The sequence below is a fragment of the Paenibacillus sp. VT-400 genome, from assembly GCF_001029205.1.
Taxonomy (GTDB): domain Bacteria; phylum Bacillota; class Bacilli; order Paenibacillales; family Paenibacillaceae; genus Paenibacillus; species Paenibacillus amylolyticus.
On the sequence record NZ_LELF01000062.1, the window covers coordinates 150,709 to 167,912 of the forward strand.

The window sequence follows — 17,204 nt, forward strand, 5'->3', positions numbered from 1 at the left end:
GTGAGGTGAAGATTTTGGGGGAAATGATAAAAGATTGGTTACAGAATGCGACAGTGAGACGATTTTTGATCCTGCTCTTGTTCTGTTTAATTTTGTTCAGTATGGGGAGTATGCTGCACATGATTCTGCTGTTGTTCCTGGTGACATATGTCATGAACAGGTTACAGCATTTCATTACAGGTGGTTTGAATCGGTTGTTTCCAATCAATTATAAAGTTGTAGTCATCCTACTCTATATGATTGTGATCGCAGTCATTGTGCTTGGCATTTCCAGATATTCACCACGGATCGTGGATCAGGTCGTTCAGTTGACAAACGAGATTATGAAATTTCTGGATAGTGCAGACGGTGATAATTTTGCGTCCAAAATTGCGGGTTATCTTCAATCCTTCGATATTAAAAATTACACCAATGATGCATTGAAATATATTTTCGCTTTGAGCAAATGGCTGGAGTTTATTCTGCTCGTCATCATTCTGAGTCTGTTCTTCTTGTTGCAGAAGCAGGAGATATCCAAGTTCACGTCCAAGTTCAAAACAAGTAAAATTGGATGGTTCTACAATGAAGTTGCTTATCTGGGAGACAAGTTCGTATCTTCTTTTGGTAAAGTCATTGAGGCACAGCTTCTTATTGCGGTGTTTAATACGGTACTGACGATACTGGGCTTATGGATTCTGGGTTTCCCGTATCTGTTCGCTCTGACCATTCTGGTGTTCATGCTCAGTCTGGTTCCCGTTGCGGGGGTTATCATCTCACTTGTACCGCTCTGTCTGATTGGGTATCAGATGGGTGGACTGAAATTAAGCATTATTGTGATCATCATGATTATTGTTATTCATGCCTTGGAGACATATTTCCTGAATCCAAAACTGATGGCACACAAGACCAAATTGCCAATGTTCTACACCTTTATCGTACTAATTCTGTCGCAACACTTCCTGGGGATCTGGGGACTGATCATTGGTATTCCGATCTTTGTCTTCCTGCTCGATATTCTGGATGTGAACAAGATGGAGAAGACGGAAGAGCCGGTACGTGTGGAAACGAAGTTATAACGTAGAAAAATCAACTGAGTCAGCCCAATTTCTACAATTTCAGATTTTCATAAAAGTAAGGGAGTCTTCCTGTGGATGGAAGGCTCTTTTTTTGTTGGCAATACCGTCATTAGATAGCTTTCTGCGTAAGAATGACAGGTGGCGGGGTGCATAAGACGAGTCACCACTCTGAGGGGGCGATGTTGATCTTTTATGAATGGAACGAGTGAAGATGCAATATCATGAGTTGAGGCTTCCTCTGTTATGGGGAGGAAGGAATAAAGCGTGTGTTTATAAATGAAGGTAATGAGGATGTATACGTATTCAAAAACGGTGCGTGATGTGGTTCACAACCCCGGCGGAGCAGGAGGTACTAGAGGTCTTCTCGTCTTGACCCAGGCGTATCCTTCAATTATAGTTGGTACGTAGGACTTAAACTATTTTAGATAGATAAAGGTGGCTTGCAGCATGTCTGAGAAAATCTACGTTGGGGTCGATCTCGGCGGAACAGCAATCAAGGTCGGTATATGCGATGAACAAGGTCAGCTAATGCATACGTATGAAGGACCGACTGAAGTGGATAAGGGCGTAGACACGGTCATCGCCAACATCGAGAAGTATGTCCGACATATCGTAGCCGAATCACCTTACAGTTGGGAACAGCTTGAGGGTGTAGGTGCTGGAGTGGCCGGTTTCACGAATGTACGCGAGGGAATTATCGTTCATGCCCCTAACATCGGATTTCGGAATGTGGCCATTCGTTCGATTCTGGAAGAACGTCTGGGCAAGCCAATCAAAATAGATAACGATGCAAACGTGGCTGCACTGGGTGAAGTCTGGGCAGGTGCCGGCAAAGGCGTAGACAACTGCGTATGTTATACACTCGGTACGGGTGTTGGCGGAGGCTTGATCTTGAATGGCAACATCTATCAGGGTTTCTCCGGTATGGCGGGAGAACTGGGTCATATCAGTGTTGTACCTGATCTGGAGGCCATCAAGTGTGGTTGTGGTAAAATGGGATGTGTAGAAACAGTATCGTCTGCAACGGGTATTATCCGTATGGCGAAGGATGCCGTAGAGCGCGGTGATCATACGTCACTGGCACTCGTCGACAAGATTGCAGCCAAGGAAGTATTTGATGCTGCCAAGGCAGGCGATGAAGTGGCACAACGCATTGTGAATCGTGCGGCCTTTTACCTGGGCAAATCCATGGCTACTGTAGCAGCTGTCATTAACCCGGAGATGTTCATTATTGGTGGAGGTGTATCCAAAGCGGGCAATTTCTTGTTTGATGAAATCCGTACTGTGTTTGCTAAGCTGACGCCAGAACCGTTGCAAGATGGGGTTCAGATTCTGGAAGCTACACTTGGTAATAATGCAGGTATTGTGGGTGCAGCAGGTCTTCTCTTGCGTTCCTAGTATCCTCGTAACAATATATGAAGACAGCAATATGATAAGGAGGGGACATTTATGCTTGAAGGTGAAGGATCACCAGGCACAGGCGCCACGCTCATTATCATTACGGGCATGTCCGGAGCAGGTAAAACCATTGCAGTACAAAGCCTAGAGGATCTGGGTTTCTTCTGTGTGGATAATCTGCCGCCGGTATTGATTCCAAAATTTGCGGAACTAATTGAACAGTCAAACGGCAAGATTGGTAAGGTTGCATTGGTTATCGATCTGCGCGGGCGTGAATTCTTTACGGCTCTGTCCGAGTCTTTGAACTATATTAAAGATCATTTTACCATTCATTGCGAAATTTTATTCCTGGATGCTACAGATTCTGTACTTGTTCAGCGTTACAAAGAAAGCAGGCGCAGACATCCTTTGGCTCCTGAGGGCATGCCGCTGGACGGCATCCGACTGGAACGCAAGATGTTGGAGGAACTCAAAAACTCTGCGACTCAGGTACTGAATACAAGTACAATGAAGCCTGCTCAACTGAAAGAACGCATCATATCCCGTTTTTCTCATCTGGAAAGCCAAATGCTGTCGGTGAATATTACGTCGTTTGGATTCAAATATGGCATTCCGATTGATGCTGATCTGGTGTTTGATGTACGTTTTTTACCGAATCCGCATTATATTGAGCATCTGCGACCGAATACGGGACAGAATAGTGATGTGTACGAATATGTTATGAAATGGCCGGAGACACAGGCGTTTCTGACCAAGCTGCTGGATATGCTGCATTTCCTGATTCCGCAATACCGGAAGGAAGGCAAAAGCCAGGTTATTATTGGAATCGGCTGTACCGGAGGCAAGCATCGTTCGGTAGCAATATCGGAATATTTGGGCAAGATGTTGGGAAGCAGCGAGACAGAAGCTGTTACCGTGAGCCATCGCGACGCTGACCGGGACCGTCATTGAAGAGGGTGAAGGGATGAAAGAGGCCGGACCACGAAGAGAACGTCCGAGAATAGTTGTAATGGGCGGCGGAACCGGATTATCCGTGATGCTGCGCGGTTTGAAAGAGAAGCCGCTGGATATCACGGCCATCGTCACAGTTGCAGATGACGGTGGAAGTTCAGGCATCCTGCGCAATGAGCTACAGATGCCGCCTCCGGGCGACATTCGCAACGTGCTTACGGCACTGGCTGATGTAGAACCATTGCTTTCAGATATGTTGAAGTACCGTTTCAATACAGGCGCGGGGCTTGCAGGCCACAGCTTGGGAAATTTGATTTTGGCTGCAATGACGGATATTTCGGGCGACTTTGTGACCGCAGTGCGGGAGCTTAGCCGCGTGTTTGCCGTTCGAGGTGAGGTATTGCCAGCCGCAGGCCAGGCCGTCGTGTTGCATGCCGAGATGGAAGATGGGACAATTATTACAGGTGAGTCCAAAATCCCTGAGGCGGGTGGACGCATCAAACGTGTTTTCCTTGAACCGGATCACGTGGAGCCGTTGCCAGAGGCAGTAGAGGCCATTCGTCAAGCTGATGCTATTCTGATCGGGCCAGGCAGCCTCTATACAAGCATCCTTCCCAATTTACTCGTACCTAAGCTTGCAGAAGCTGTGGTAGAGGCTGATGCGGTGAAGATGTTTATCTGTAATGTGATGACACAGCCGGGAGAAACAGATAACTATACGGTAAGTGACCACCTTAAGGCGGTACATGAGCATATAGGTCATCAGCTCTTCGACTATGTTATCGTAAATAATGGTGATATTCCGCTGCAAGTGCAAAATAAGTATGCGGAAAAAGGAGCAAAACCGGTTGTACTGGATATGAATGTACTCGAAAGTGCCGGTTATCAGGTGGTTGCAGATACCCTTGTTCTGTTCAAAACCTATCTGCGTCATGATGCTGACAAGTTAAGTCATCACATCTACCAACTGGTACAAAATTGGATGTTACGGAAGAGGTGAAGTCCCATGTCGTTTGCAGCACAGACCAAAAAAGAGTTAACCATGATCGAGAGCGAACCGTGCTGCGAAAAGGCGGAACTTTCAGCCCTCATCCGTATGCTTGGTGCAGTGCAGTTATCGAATAAAAAAGTGATCTTGGATATTTCGACGGAGAATGCCGCGATTGCAAGACGGGCATACTCTCTGCTTAAAAAGCATTTTCAAGTGCATACGGAATTACTGGTCCGCAAAAAAATGCGGCTGAAAAAGAACAATGTATATATTGTTCGTATTCCAACCATGGTACAGGAGATTCTCAATAGTCTTCATATTGTATCTGAGGGCTTTCTCTTTACCCCAGGGATCAGTACGGAATTGTTTCAGCAAAACTGTTGTAAACGGGCCTATCTCCGCGGTGCATTTCTGGCCGGTGGATCGGTTAATAATCCGGAAGGTTCCTCGTACCATCTGGAGATTGCGTCCATGTATGAAGAGCACTGTCAGGCACTGGTTGACCTGGCCAATGAATTTCATCTGAATGCCCGGTGTATAGAACGGAAAAAAGGATTCATCCTATACATTAAGGAAGGCGAGAAAATCATTGAGCTGCTCAGCATCATTGGTGCTCATCAGGCCTTGTTCAAGTTTGAAGATGTACGAATTATGCGCGACATGCGTAACTCCGTTAACCGGATTGTCAATTGTGAGACCGCCAACCTGAACAAAACGATTGGAGCGGCGGTAAGACAAATCGATAATATCCGGTTGTTACAAAAGGAAGTTGGTCTGGAATCGCTGCCTGAGAAGCTTCGCGAAGTGGCGGAGGTTCGACTGGCTCATCCGGATATTAACTTGAAGGAAGTTGGCGAGCTCCTTAAAGGTACAGTCAGTAAGTCGGGAGTGAACCATCGGCTTCGTAAAATTGATGAGCTGGCTGAGAAAGTACGCACAGAACGTTATGGTTAAGACGGAGTAGGGTAAAGTAACAAGGTCGGCTGTTTCTGCTGAACAGAAAAGTCGGGAAAGTCAACCGTTAAGGAACTAGGGGACTTACTTAGGTCATTGGATGCGCTGTGCAAAAGATGAAATTAGGGCAAGATAATGTCCGTCAAAGCACCCTGAGTTTTTTCTTCTAGTGTCCTGCACGGGTTAATGGTATAATGTTGTTTAAATATAATTGTGTATTTAATGTCCAGATTTCATAATAGGGGGTAAGTTTCCATGACAAAGCACCCGGTAGTTGTCCGTTTGAAAACGGGTCTCCATGCCAGACCTGCGGCACTGTTCGTTCAAGAAGCGAATAAGTACTCGTCTGAAGTGTTCGTCGAGAAGGACGACAAAAAAGTTAATGCAAAAAGTATCATGGGGATCATGAGCCTTGCAATTAGCACAGGTACGGAAATCCAGATTAGTGCAGAAGGCGCGGATGCCGAACAGGCTGTAAACGCTTTAGTTAGTCTGGTAAGCAAGGAAGAGCTCGAAAACCAATAAGATATGATCAATCCAATGAAGAAGTCCCGAAAGGGGCTTTTTTGCGTTTTTCAAGTTTATGCTATCGTCAAGTGCAACATTATGGAATTTGTCCCGTCTGTTAAGGTATCAAATCGATTAAAGTTTGAGATGTTAACACATAAGGAGGCTATCGTGATGGGTAAACAATGGATGAAACCGTTTGGTGCGGTGCTGGTGGCAAGTACGTTGCTTGTTGGAGGAACAGCATGGGTTGCACCAGGTAACTATGCTTACGCTGCAGAGGTTCAGGGAGTACAGCAGAATGTGATTAATGTTGTGGGTAAAGGTGAGATTCAGGTGAAGCCTGATATCGCGTATCTGTCCATTGGTGTGAACAGTACTGCAGAGACAGCAGCATCTGCTCAAAAAGCGAATGCTGCCAAGGTTCAAAAGGTATCCAACTTGCTGAAGAATACGTGGAAGATCAGTGCAGACGACATTCAAACGAGTCAGTTCTCTGTACAACCCAACTATACGTATAGCGAAAAAGACGGACAACAAATTAAAGGATATACAGCGCATCATACGCTGACAGTCACATATCGTCAGATGGACAAGATTGGCGAGTTGCTCGATGCTGCTTCGGGTGCGGGTGCCAACAATATTGAAAACGTGCGCTTTACTGTAGAAAATCCGGAAAGTTATGAGTCCCAAGTGATTGAGAAAGCTGTTGCCAATGCAGATGTGAAAGCGGGCGCCATTGCAAAAGCAGTTAAACGTCAACTGGGTGCTGTTCTTTCCGTGAGCCAAGGTGATGCCAATGTGCCTGTATTCTATGCAAGCGAGGCGTTGATGTCCAAAGCACAAGATACAGCAGGTGGCACTGAGATTGAAACAGGCCAGGTTAAAGTAAGCACAATCCTGAATATCACGTATGAAATGAAATAAACAAGAGTGAACTAAGGATTGTAAGCTCAAGTAACCTTTATAAGTGTCATTTGAAGGGTACAACGAAATAATGACAAAGACTTTGTCCTGTGGACAGAGTCTTTTTTTGTTGGAAAAGCAAACTTTGATGAAGTTAGATAGGAGGGAACTTTATTCGAAGCAACATGAAATGTTGTATATTGGTATCTTTTTTGTATAGTTGTTCGTGACAAAAAGGTCATATCCCCATATATTTTCCTACTGATATTCATCAACATTGTAACTCGAGCTGTAAACCTTTCCGAATTCGGGTTAATTATAATAGAGAGGTGAGCGTATGAGATATGCGATCAGGTCAGGATTACATACGCAATGATCCCTAATTGTGAATTCAGAGAGGAGGTTTATATATGACATCATGGAAAAAATGGACAAGTGCATTGCTCGCAGCAGGAATTATTGTAGGTAGCGGTTCGGTGTGGCAGGACAGTTCGGTTCAGGCGGCATCGGTATCCTCGAAAGTGACAACCACAGCTGAGGTGACCCTGAAGTCGGGTGGAAAAACACTGACTCAAAAAGGACTTCTTCAAGGTGGTTCAACTTGGGTATCTCTTACGGCAGTTAAAGATGTGGCAGGTGGAACGCTGAAATATGATGCGAAAACCAAAGAGTACGCTTTGACAGCAGCCAATAACACAATGACGATCAGCCTATTGGATGGCGAGCCGAGTGTTCGAATTAACAACTATTATCCTCAAGTGGACGCAAAGCTGATCAACGGCAGATTATATATCCCATTCTCGGCAATGAGAGATTATCTGGGTGTACAGGGGAATTGGGATAGCAAAACCAAAACGTTGACACTCAGCAAAGTGAAACAAAATAACGTTAAAATTAAAGCGGCAACAGTTAATGTTACTGTAAAAAATGCTGAAGTAGATGTTCAATATCCGCAAGTGAGTGGACTTGCCAGCAAAGAAGCTGAAGCGGCGATCAACAAAGTGTTGAAAGACGAAGTGGATGCGTATGTAGCTGACTTCAAGAAACAGACATCTGAATTCGGCGGTGCAACAGCCAACCGTCCATATGCATTTGAGAGCTCCTATGTAGTGACGTACAACGAAAAAGGCGTGCTGGGACTCATTACACAACGATACGAAGATTATGCTGGCGCTCATGGTATGACGTACCGTACGGGCCACACCTTTGCACTGGACACAGGTAAGGAGCTTACGTTAGATGATGTGCTGCAAAATAACAAAACCATGCGCGAGACGTTGAGTAAAAAAGTGGGTGAACAACTGAAAGCCCGCGGTGGATACCTCGACGGTTATAAAGGGTTAAATAAAGATCAAGATTTCTATGTGACACCAACGGGTGTAGTTGTGTTCTTCCAGTTGTATGAGTATACGGCGTACGCAGAGGGATTCCCTGAAATGCCATTTACGTACAAAGAGCTTCTCCCTAAAGGCACGGAACCTTTCAGTAATGTAAATGGAACCAAATAAAGAATCATTATTATGCACTCTTAAGTTTTCTTCCTTATAAAATGAAAAAAGAAGCCCCCATCATAATTATGATGAGGGCTTCTTTGCGTATGGGCAAAACACGAAGTGTTGCTGATTACATTAACGCATAGACCTTGGTCTACGTCACACTTAGATGCCTTGGGAACCTACGTTTTCGATAACTTTATCAATGATACCGTAATCGGCGGCTTCAGCAGCACTCATGAAGTAGTCACGATCTGTATCTTTCTCAATCCGCTCCAGCGGTTGACCTGAACGCTCAGAGATGATGCGGTTCAAGGTATCACGCATTTTCAGGATGCGGCGAGCACGAATTTCGATGTCAGAAGCCTGACCTTGTGCACCACCAAGTGGTTGGTGAATCATAATTTCACTGTTTGGTAATGCAAAACGTTTACCTTTTGCACCGGCATTCAACAAGAATGCACCCATGGAAGCCGCCATACCTACACAGATGGTAGATACATCCGGTTTGATGAATTGCATTGTATCGTAAATCGCCATACCGGCTGTAATCGATCCGCCTGGGCTGTTGATGTATAAGTGAATGTCTTTCTCCGGATCTTCCGCAGCCAGGAACAACATCTGTGCCATAATGGCATTAGCCACTACGTCATTAACATCGCTACCAAGGAAAATAATACGATCCTTCAGCAATCTGGAGTAGATGTCGTAGGCGCGCTCACCCCGGTTGCTCTGTTCAACGACCATTGGAATAAAACTCACGTGAAAAACCTCCTTGGAATGTAAATGTTATTGGTGTTTATACTTAAACTGTTACCGTATTACCCACATAATAAACAATTCCAAACAAAAAGTCAAAGAAAGTCAAACTAACTTGCAAAAAAAAGAAACCTTTCCGGTTTCATTGGTTAAATGGGTTATGAGCTGTTAAATAAAAATGGCGCGCCCGCCAAGAATCGAACTTGGATCTCAGGCTTCGGAGGCCTACGTCATATCCATTGGACCACGGGCGCACATTATGTGACAGCAATAATGATTATAGCTCATGAAATATTTAATTGCAAGCAGTTCGTTGTGGTATTGGTTTGGATTAACCTAAAAATGATCATGATGAAGAAGAGTGGATAAAGAGTGCATTTAAGTAAATGCTATTAGAGGTTTTGGACATGCCGTATGAAATGTGATTCTGAGCGATATGTAGATCGAATTCATTTGTTTCTTCTATATATGGTATGCGTGTGCTAGTCCTAGATCATGGAAGTCTAGGATTGTGAAAATAGGCGCGTACAAACGCTGCATGCGTGTCGAAATAACACGTTGAAACACTTGCATGTCACGTCAGTTTTAGGTAGAATAGACGTGGGACTTAAAAAGTTAACCCGGGACGTTTTAGGGCCACGAAAGAGAGCTTAGAACGAGAACTTGCGGGAGTGGAAAGCATGCGAACGATTTTAGAAGTACAAAAGCAGCTTCTGCCTGATCTCATGGATATCTTGAAAAAGAGGTATACGATTCTGCAACAGATCATGTTATCGGATGTGATCGGACGGAGAACGTTAGCTAATTCCATGCAGATGACCGAGCGGGTTCTGAGGGCTGAGACCGATCTGTTAAAGGCTCAGGGACTTATTGAAATTGACAGTGCAGGAATGAAGATCAGCGAGGCAGGGTATGATTTGCTGCAGCAGTTAGAGCCCGTAGCCAAAGAGCTGTTCGGATTATCCGAGCTGGAAGAGCGCATCAAGCAAGCCTACGGTCTGCAAAAGGTAGTTGTGGTTCCTGGCGATTCGGACGTTTCTCCATTTGCCAAAAGGGAACTGGGCAGAGCCGGAGCGAAGGCTCTCGGCAATATCATGAGTGACAACGACGTTGTCGCCGTTACTGGCGGTTCAACAACGGCCGAAGTCGCAGAACAACTAAATCCGCCAACATCGCTCAAAGGTGTCTGGTTCGTACCGGCACGCGGTGGACTTGGAGAAAGCCTTGAAATTCAGGCTAATACGATCGCATCCACAATGGCAAAACGGGTAGGGGCGCAATACAAACTCCTGCATGTACCGGATTTGCTCAGTGATCATGCCTATGAATCATTAATCCAGGACCCTAGTGTTCAGGAGATTCTGCAGCTGATCAGGCAATCACGGATTGTTATTCATGGAATTGGTGATGCCGTAGAGATGGCTAAAAGACGCAAACTTGCGACGGAGATTATAGATGAACTTCAGGAGCAAGGGGCCGTATCTGAATCTTTCGGTTATTACTTTAATGATCAGGGTAAGGTGGTACATACCATGCTTACACTGGGTATGCGACTTCAGGATATTGAACGAACCGATGTTGTGATTGGAATTGCAGGTGGCAAAAGCAAAGCTGCTGCTATACATTCCGTGTTACGATTTGGTCAGGAAGATATTCTGATTATTGATGAGGCTGCTGCCGAAGTCATCGTTGCTGAAATGGAATAAGGTTTTACTTTGCATCACAACTATTGTTGTCTTGACGGACTTCACCGTCTGTCTTGAATATATAAGTTTCATAAAAAATTAATCAAAACTTGGGAGGAACTTACTCATGATTAAAGTAGGTATTAACGGTTTTGGACGTATTGGACGCTTGGCATTCCGCCGTATTCAAAATGTAGCAGGCATCGAGGTAGTAGCAATCAACGACTTGACTGACGCTAAAATGCTCGCTCATTTGCTCAAATATGATACAACTCAAGGTCGCTTCGATGGCGATGTTGAAGTACACGATGGCTTCTTTAAAGTGAACGGCAAAGAAGTTAAAGTATTGGCTAACCGTAACCCGGAAGAACTTCCTTGGGGCGACCTGGGCGTAGATATCGTTCTGGAATGTACTGGTTTCTTCACAACTAAAGAAGCAGCTGAGAAACACTTGAAAGGTGGAGCTAAGAAAGTTGTTATCTCCGCACCAGCTACTGGCGACATGAAAACCATCGTTTACAACGTAAACCATGAAATCCTCGACGGTACTGAAACTGTAATCTCCGGCGCATCTTGCACAACAAACTGCCTGGCACCTATGGCAAAAACACTGCAAGACAAATTCGGAATCGTTCAAGGTTTGATGACTACAATTCACGCTTACACTGGCGACCAAAACACGTTGGATGCTCCACACCCTAAAGGTGACTTCCGTCGTGCTCGCGCAGCAGCTGAAAACATCATCCCTAACACAACTGGTGCTGCTAAAGCAATCGGTCTGGTAATCCCAGAACTGCAAGGCATCCTTGATGGTGCAGCTCAACGTGTACCAGTAGCTACTGGTTCCCTGACTGAGCTCGTAACTGTTCTGAACAAAAAAGTAACAGCTGAAGAAGTTAACGCAGCAATGCAAGAAGCTTCCGATCCAGAAACTTTCGGATACACAGAAGACGAAATCGTATCTTCCGATATCCAAGGAATCACTTTCGGTTCCCTGTTTGATGCAACTCAAACTAAAGTTCTGACTGTTGGCGACCAACAATTGGTTAAAACTGTAGCTTGGTATGACAATGAAATGTCCTACACTGCACAATTGGTTCGCACTTTGGAGCACTTTGCAAAAATGATTAAGTAATATCTGTAATAACATAGAGCGGAAACAGATGCTATATTGTTTCCGCTCTTTATATATCTACATTTTGCAAATTTCTCAAAAACACCAGGATTGACGAGGGATTTTAGCTCTTGATTGGTCCACCAAATACATGGGTGCGGAGGAAATACAGATGAACAAAAAAAGTGTACGCGATATCGAATTGACAGGAAAACGGGCTTTTGTCCGTGTAGATTTCAATGTGCCGCTCGAAGATGGTAAAATTACAGATGACAAACGTATTCGTGCAACGCTTCCTACAATCAACTTCTTAATTGAAAAAGGCGCTAAAGTCATTTTGGCAAGCCACATGGGTCGTCCTAACGGCGAAGTGGTTGAATCCTTGCGTTTGACTCCAGCAGCTGAGCGTTTGTCTGAATTGCTTGGTAAAACAGTAGTTAAAGCTGACGATTCTGTTGGTGACGCTGTTAAAGCTCAAATCGCTGAACTGAACAACGGCGACGTATTGTTGCTTGAAAACGTTCGTTTCCACGCAGGCGAAGAGAAAAACGATCCGGAACTGGCAAAACAATTTGCTGAACTGGCTGACGTTTTCGTTAATGATGCGTTTGGCGCGGCTCACAGAGCACACGCTTCGACTGAAGGAATCGCTCACTTGCTTCCAGCGGTGTCCGGTTTGTTGATGGAGAAAGAACTTGAAGTGTTGGGTAAAGCAATCTCCAACCCTGAGCGTCCTTTCACAGCTATCATTGGTGGATCGAAAGTTAAGGACAAAATCGATGTAATCGACAACCTGCTGAACATTGCAGACAACGTGATCATCGGTGGCGGTCTGACTTACACGTTCTTGAAAGCACAAGGACATGAAATTGGACAATCCTTGTTGGATGATTCCAAACTTGATGTTGCTCTCGGTTTCATCGAAAAAGCGAAAAAACTGGGCAAAAACTTCTACCTGCCGGTAGATATCGTAGTGTCTGACGATTTCAGTGCAAAAGCAAACACACAAATCGTTGACATCGACGGCATCCCAGCAGATTGGGAAGGCATCGACATCGGTCCTAAAACACGTGAGATCTATGCTGATGTAATCAAAAACTCCAAATTGGTTGTGTGGAACGGACCAATGGGCGTATTTGAAATCGAGCCATTCTCCCACGGTACTCGTGCAGTAGCGGAAGCTTGCGCTGAGACAGAAGCTTACACTGTAATTGGTGGCGGTGACTCCGCAGCAGCAGCTGAGAAGTTCAAATTGGCTGACAAGATGAACCACATCTCTACAGGTGGCGGTGCATCGCTCGAGTTCATGGAAGGTAAAGTTCTTCCAGGCGTAGTGGCATTGAACGACAAGTAAGTTTTAGTAGCCTATAGCATGAAGGAGTTGAAACCCATGAGAACACCGATTATCGCAGGTAACTGGAAAATGTTCAAAACGGTTTCCGAATCCAATGACTTCATTCAGGAAGTTAAAGGAAAAGCGGAAGTTGAAGGCGTGGAAACTGTAATCTGCGCACCGTTTACAAATCTGCCATCCCTGGTAGAAGCGGTTAAAGGTACAAACATCAAAATTGGTGCACAAAATCTTCACTTTGAAGATAACGGTGCATTCACAGGTGAAATCAGCGGCGTGATGCTGAAAGACCTGGGTGTGGATTATGTCATTATTGGTCACTCGGAGCGCCGTCAATATTTTGCGGAAACCGATGAGACTGTCAATAAAAAGTTGCATGCAGCATTCCGTCACGGATTGACTCCAATCTTCTGCCTTGGTGAGACGCTTGAAGAGCGTGAAGCGAACCAAACAAAAGACGTATGCAAAGTGCAAACAGTAGCTGCTTTTGCAGGTCTGTCTGCAGAGCAAGCGGCACAAGTTGTTATCGCTTATGAGCCAATCTGGGCGATTGGTACAGGCAAATCCTCCACTTCCCAAGATGCGAATGAAGTTATTGCTTACATCCGTACGCTGGTGAAGGATCTGTACAACGAGACGGTTGCGAATGCAGTTCGTATTCAATACGGCGGCAGTGTTAAACCGGAGAACGTAACAGAATACCTCGGACAAAGCGACATCGACGGCGCACTTGTTGGCGGTGCCAGCTTGCAGCCGGCTTCGTTCATCGCGCTTGTTGAGGGGGCGAAGTAAGATGACAGCTCCAAAACCTGTAGCATTGATCATCATGGATGGCTTTGGTCTGCGTAACACGGTGGAAGGCAATGCGGTAGCGCAAGCCAAAAAACCGAACTACGACCGTTTCATGAGCCAATTCCCACATACAACACTCACTGCTTGCGGTGAAGCTGTAGGTTTGCCAGAAGGGCAAATGGGAAATTCCGAGGTAGGTCACCTGAACATTGGTGCCGGCCGGATCGTATACCAGGATTTGACCCGTATCTCCAAATCCATTCGTGACGGCGAGTTCTACGACAATGAAACACTTGTCAAAGCGGTTCGCGAAGCAAAACAAAGCGGCAAAAAGCTTCATCTCTACGGTTTGTTGTCCGATGGCGGCGTACATAGTCACATCGACCACCTGTTTGCTATGCTGGATCTGGCCAAAAAAGAAGAAATGAATGATGTATATATTCATGCTTTCATGGATGGCCGTGATGTTATGCCAGACAGTGGTAAAGACTTCATGCAGAAGCTGATCGCTAAGATTGAAGAAGTCGGTGTAGGTAAAATCGCAACGGTTCAAGGTCGCTATTACGCGATGGACCGTGACAAACGTTGGGAACGGGTTGAGAAATCATACCGCGCCATCGTTTATGGAGATGGACCAAAATACACTGACCCACTCAAAGCGGTTGAAGAATCGTATGAGAAATCCGTATTTGATGAATTCGTTGAACCAACGGTTATCGTCAAAGCGGATGGTGAGCCGGTAGGTTTGGTTGAGAGCGGCGATTCCGTTATCTTCCTCAACTTCCGTCCTGACCGTGCGATCCAGTTGTCGCAAGTATTCACGAACCAGGATTTCCGCGGTTTTGATCGTGGTCCGAAGTTCCCTGTGGGCTTGCACTTTGTATGCTTGACTTTGTTCAGCGAGACGGTTGAAGGTTATGTGGCTTATTCGCCGAAGAACCTCGACAACACCCTGGGTGAAGTCCTGGTACAGAACAATAAAAAACAACTGCGTATTGCAGAAACTGAGAAATACCCGCACGTTACCTTCTTCTTCAGCGGTGGTCGTGATGTGGAGCTTCCGGGCGAAACTCGCGTACTGATCAACTCACCAAAAGTTGCAACGTATGACCTGCAACCAGAGATGAGTGCGTATGAAGTAGCTGATGCATGTGTTCGCGAGATCGAAGCAGACAAACATGACGCCATCATTCTGAACTTTGCTAACCCTGACATGGTTGGACACTCCGGCATGCTGGAGCCTACCATCAAAGCGGTTGAAGTAACAGATGAGTGCATGGGCCGTGTTGTGGATGCAGTACTTGCCAAAGGTGGCGTTGTACTGATCACGGCGGATCATGGTAACGCGGATATGGTGTTCGATGAGAAAGGACGTCCGTTCACAGCTCATACAACGAACCCGGTTCCATTCATCGTTACGGATGCCAATGTAACCTTGCGTGAAGGCGGAATCCTGGCGGATATCGCGCCAACGATCCTTGACCTGATGCAATTGCCTAAACCGGCTGAAATGACAGGTACATCTGTCATCGCTACCCGTAAATAATTCGTTTTAATAGGTTGTCGAATAAGACAGAGTGGAACCTGGAACAAAGCGGGCAGAACCAATCTGAAGAAGCGTTAGCGTTCGCCTTTATCACATGATTCCAACTTATAAAAATAAGTTCAAAGGAATCAGGGGATAACAGCGATCGGAAGATGGTACTGCGTGCGGAGTGGCCTGGTGAAACTGAACTATTCTGAACGTATTAAAAATAAATTCAAATTTAAAGGAGATTATCACAAATGACTATTATTTCTGACGTGTACGCTCGCGAAGTCCTCGACTCCCGCGGTAACCCTACAGTAGAAGTTGAAGTATACCTGGAGTCCGGCGCAATCGGACGCGCAATCGTTCCATCTGGTGCATCCACTGGTGCCCACGAAGCAGTTGAGCTTCGCGATGGTGACAAATCCCGTTACCTCGGTAAAGGCGTTCTGCAAGCTGTTAAAAACGTAAACGAAACAATCGCTCCAGAAGTTATCGGTATGGATGCATTGGATCAACTGGGTATCGACAAATTGATGATCACTTTGGATGGTACGCCAAACAAAGGTAAACTGGGCGCTAACGCAATCCTGGCTGTATCCATGGCAGTAGCTCGCGCAGCTGCTGATGCTCTGGACCTGCCATTGTACGTTTACCTGGGCGGATTCAACGCTAAAGCATTGCCAGTACCAATGATGAACATCATCAACGGTGGTGAGCATGCTGACAACAACATCGACGTTCAAGAGTTCATGGTTCTTCCAGTTGGAGCACCAAGCTTCAAAGAAGCTCTTCGCGTAGGTGCAGAGATCTTCCACAACCTGAAATCCGTATTGAGCTCCAAAGGCTTGAACACAGCTGTAGGTGACGAAGGTGGTTTCGCACCGAACCTTGGTTCGAACGAAGAAGCAATCACTACAATCATCGAAGCAATTGAAAAAGCTGGTTACAAACCAGGCGTTGACGTATTCTTGGGTATGGACGTTGCTTCCACTGAGTTCTACAAAGATGGTAAGTACACACTTGCTGGCGAAGGTAAATCTTACACTTCCGCTGAGTATGTTGACCTTCTGGCTTCATGGGTTGAGAAATACCCAATCATCACAATCGAAGACGGTATGTCCGAAGATGACTGGGATGGTTGGAAATTGCTCACTGAGAAATTGGGAGACAAAGTACAACTCGTTGGTGATGACCTGTTCGTAACAAACACTGAGCGTCTGGGCAGAGGTATCAACGAAGGTATCGGTAACTCCATCCTGATCAAAGTTAACCAAATCGGTACATTGACTGAAACATTTGATGCAATCGAAATGGCTAAACGCGCAGGATACACAGCTGTAATCTCCCACCGTTCCGGTGAGTCCGAAGACAGCACAATCGCTGATATCGCTGTTGCAACTAACGCTGGTCAAATCAAAACGGGTGCTCCTTCCCGTACAGACCGTATCGCGAAGTACAACCAATTGCTCCGCATTGAGGATCAACTGGGTGAACTGGCTCAATACAATGGTCTTAAAGGATTCTACAACCTTAAAAAATAAGCTGGATATCCAGCTTTTACGGGCAAGCCGGGTAACCGGCTTGTCTTTTTTATTGCAACGAAGTAATGGTATAAAGTAAGCATCACGCGATGGTGAAATTTAGGGCATTGTATAAACTGTACTACTTGTAGTACAACCATAGCTATGTTACAATTAAAGTAACTGTTTTTATGGTG

15 protein-coding genes and 1 tRNA gene are annotated in these 17,204 nt (G+C 45.5%); 14 read left to right on the forward strand and 2 right to left on the reverse strand.

Going from position 1 to position 17,204, the window contains the following annotated elements; translation table 11 throughout:
* Positions 1–23 precede the first annotated feature (23 nt).
* The 8 genes from EL84_RS09170 (at position 24) to EL84_RS09205 (ending at position 8,270) form a co-directional block, all read left to right on the forward strand.
* On the forward strand, positions 24–1,055 hold the full coding sequence (locus EL84_RS09170; RefSeq protein WP_036616412.1) for an AI-2E family transporter: 1,032 nt from the start codon (positions 24–26) through the stop codon (positions 1,053–1,055).
* A 447-nt stretch (positions 1,056–1,502) separates the two neighbouring features.
* Positions 1,503–2,453, forward strand: coding sequence for an ROK family glucokinase (locus tag EL84_RS09175; protein ID WP_017691252.1), 951 nt, complete (start codon positions 1,503–1,505; stop codon positions 2,451–2,453).
* A gap of 51 nt (positions 2,454–2,504) precedes the next feature.
* Positions 2,505–3,404, forward strand: a complete 900-nt coding sequence (rapZ, locus tag EL84_RS09180; protein ID WP_047841457.1) for an RNase adapter RapZ — start codon at positions 2,505–2,507, stop codon at positions 3,402–3,404.
* A gap of 13 nt (positions 3,405–3,417) precedes the next feature.
* Positions 3,418–4,404, forward strand: a complete 987-nt coding sequence (locus tag EL84_RS09185) for a gluconeogenesis factor YvcK family protein (RefSeq protein WP_017691250.1) — start codon at positions 3,418–3,420, stop codon at positions 4,402–4,404.
* A 6-nt stretch (positions 4,405–4,410) separates the two neighbouring features.
* Entirely contained in the window at positions 4,411–5,349 is a 939-nt protein-coding gene (gene whiA / locus EL84_RS09190) for a DNA-binding protein WhiA (protein WP_036616210.1), read from the forward strand.
* A 255-nt stretch (positions 5,350–5,604) separates the two neighbouring features.
* Positions 5,605–5,874, forward strand: coding sequence for an HPr family phosphocarrier protein (locus EL84_RS09195; RefSeq protein WP_017691248.1), 270 nt, complete (start codon positions 5,605–5,607; stop codon positions 5,872–5,874).
* Positions 5,875–6,030: 156 nt separating this feature from the next.
* Positions 6,031–6,783 carry an SIMPL domain-containing protein gene (locus EL84_RS09200; RefSeq protein WP_047841458.1) on the forward strand — a complete coding sequence of 251 codons (753 nt, stop codon included), beginning with the start codon at positions 6,031–6,033 and terminating at the stop codon, positions 6,781–6,783.
* Positions 6,784–7,172: 389 nt separating this feature from the next.
* Entirely contained in the window at positions 7,173–8,270 is a 1,098-nt protein-coding gene (locus tag EL84_RS09205) for a stalk domain-containing protein (protein WP_047841459.1), read from the forward strand.
* Positions 8,271–8,420: 150 nt separating this feature from the next.
* Here EL84_RS09205 and clpP read toward each other — a convergent pair whose 3' ends face one another.
* Both clpP and EL84_RS09215 read right to left on the reverse strand, forming a co-directional pair.
* Positions 8,421–9,017: an ATP-dependent Clp endopeptidase proteolytic subunit ClpP gene (clpP, locus tag EL84_RS09210; RefSeq protein ID WP_017691245.1), complete on the reverse strand. Its 597-nt coding sequence runs from the start codon at positions 9,015–9,017 to the stop codon at positions 8,421–8,423.
* 176 nt (positions 9,018–9,193) lie between these two features.
* A tRNA-Arg gene (locus EL84_RS09215) sits at positions 9,194–9,268 on the reverse strand.
* A 426-nt stretch (positions 9,269–9,694) separates the two neighbouring features.
* Here EL84_RS09215 and EL84_RS09220 point away from each other — a divergent pair.
* The 6 genes from EL84_RS09220 (at position 9,695) to eno (ending at position 17,028) form a co-directional block, all read left to right on the forward strand.
* A complete protein-coding gene (locus tag EL84_RS09220; protein ID WP_036616216.1) occupies positions 9,695–10,720 on the forward strand; it encodes a sugar-binding transcriptional regulator in 1,026 nt (341 codons plus the stop codon).
* A gap of 106 nt (positions 10,721–10,826) precedes the next feature.
* On the forward strand, positions 10,827–11,834 hold the full coding sequence (gap, locus tag EL84_RS09225; protein WP_017691243.1) for a type I glyceraldehyde-3-phosphate dehydrogenase: 1,008 nt from the start codon (positions 10,827–10,829) through the stop codon (positions 11,832–11,834).
* A gap of 151 nt (positions 11,835–11,985) precedes the next feature.
* Positions 11,986–13,167 carry a phosphoglycerate kinase gene (locus EL84_RS09230; RefSeq protein WP_047841460.1) on the forward strand — a complete coding sequence of 394 codons (1,182 nt, stop codon included), beginning with the start codon at positions 11,986–11,988 and terminating at the stop codon, positions 13,165–13,167.
* A gap of 36 nt (positions 13,168–13,203) precedes the next feature.
* Positions 13,204–13,956 (forward strand): triose-phosphate isomerase, encoded by a 753-nt coding sequence (tpiA, locus tag EL84_RS09235; RefSeq protein WP_036616221.1) that lies wholly within the window; start codon positions 13,204–13,206, stop codon positions 13,954–13,956.
* Between the two features lies 1 nt (position 13,957).
* On the forward strand, positions 13,958–15,502 hold the full coding sequence (gene gpmI / locus EL84_RS09240; RefSeq protein WP_047841461.1) for a 2,3-bisphosphoglycerate-independent phosphoglycerate mutase: 1,545 nt from the start codon (positions 13,958–13,960) through the stop codon (positions 15,500–15,502).
* Between the two features lie 239 nt (positions 15,503–15,741).
* Complete coding sequence (gene eno, locus EL84_RS09245; protein WP_036616228.1) at positions 15,742–17,028, forward strand: phosphopyruvate hydratase; 1,287 nt, start codon at positions 15,742–15,744, stop codon at positions 17,026–17,028.
* The last annotated feature ends 176 nt before the right edge of the window (positions 17,029–17,204 follow it).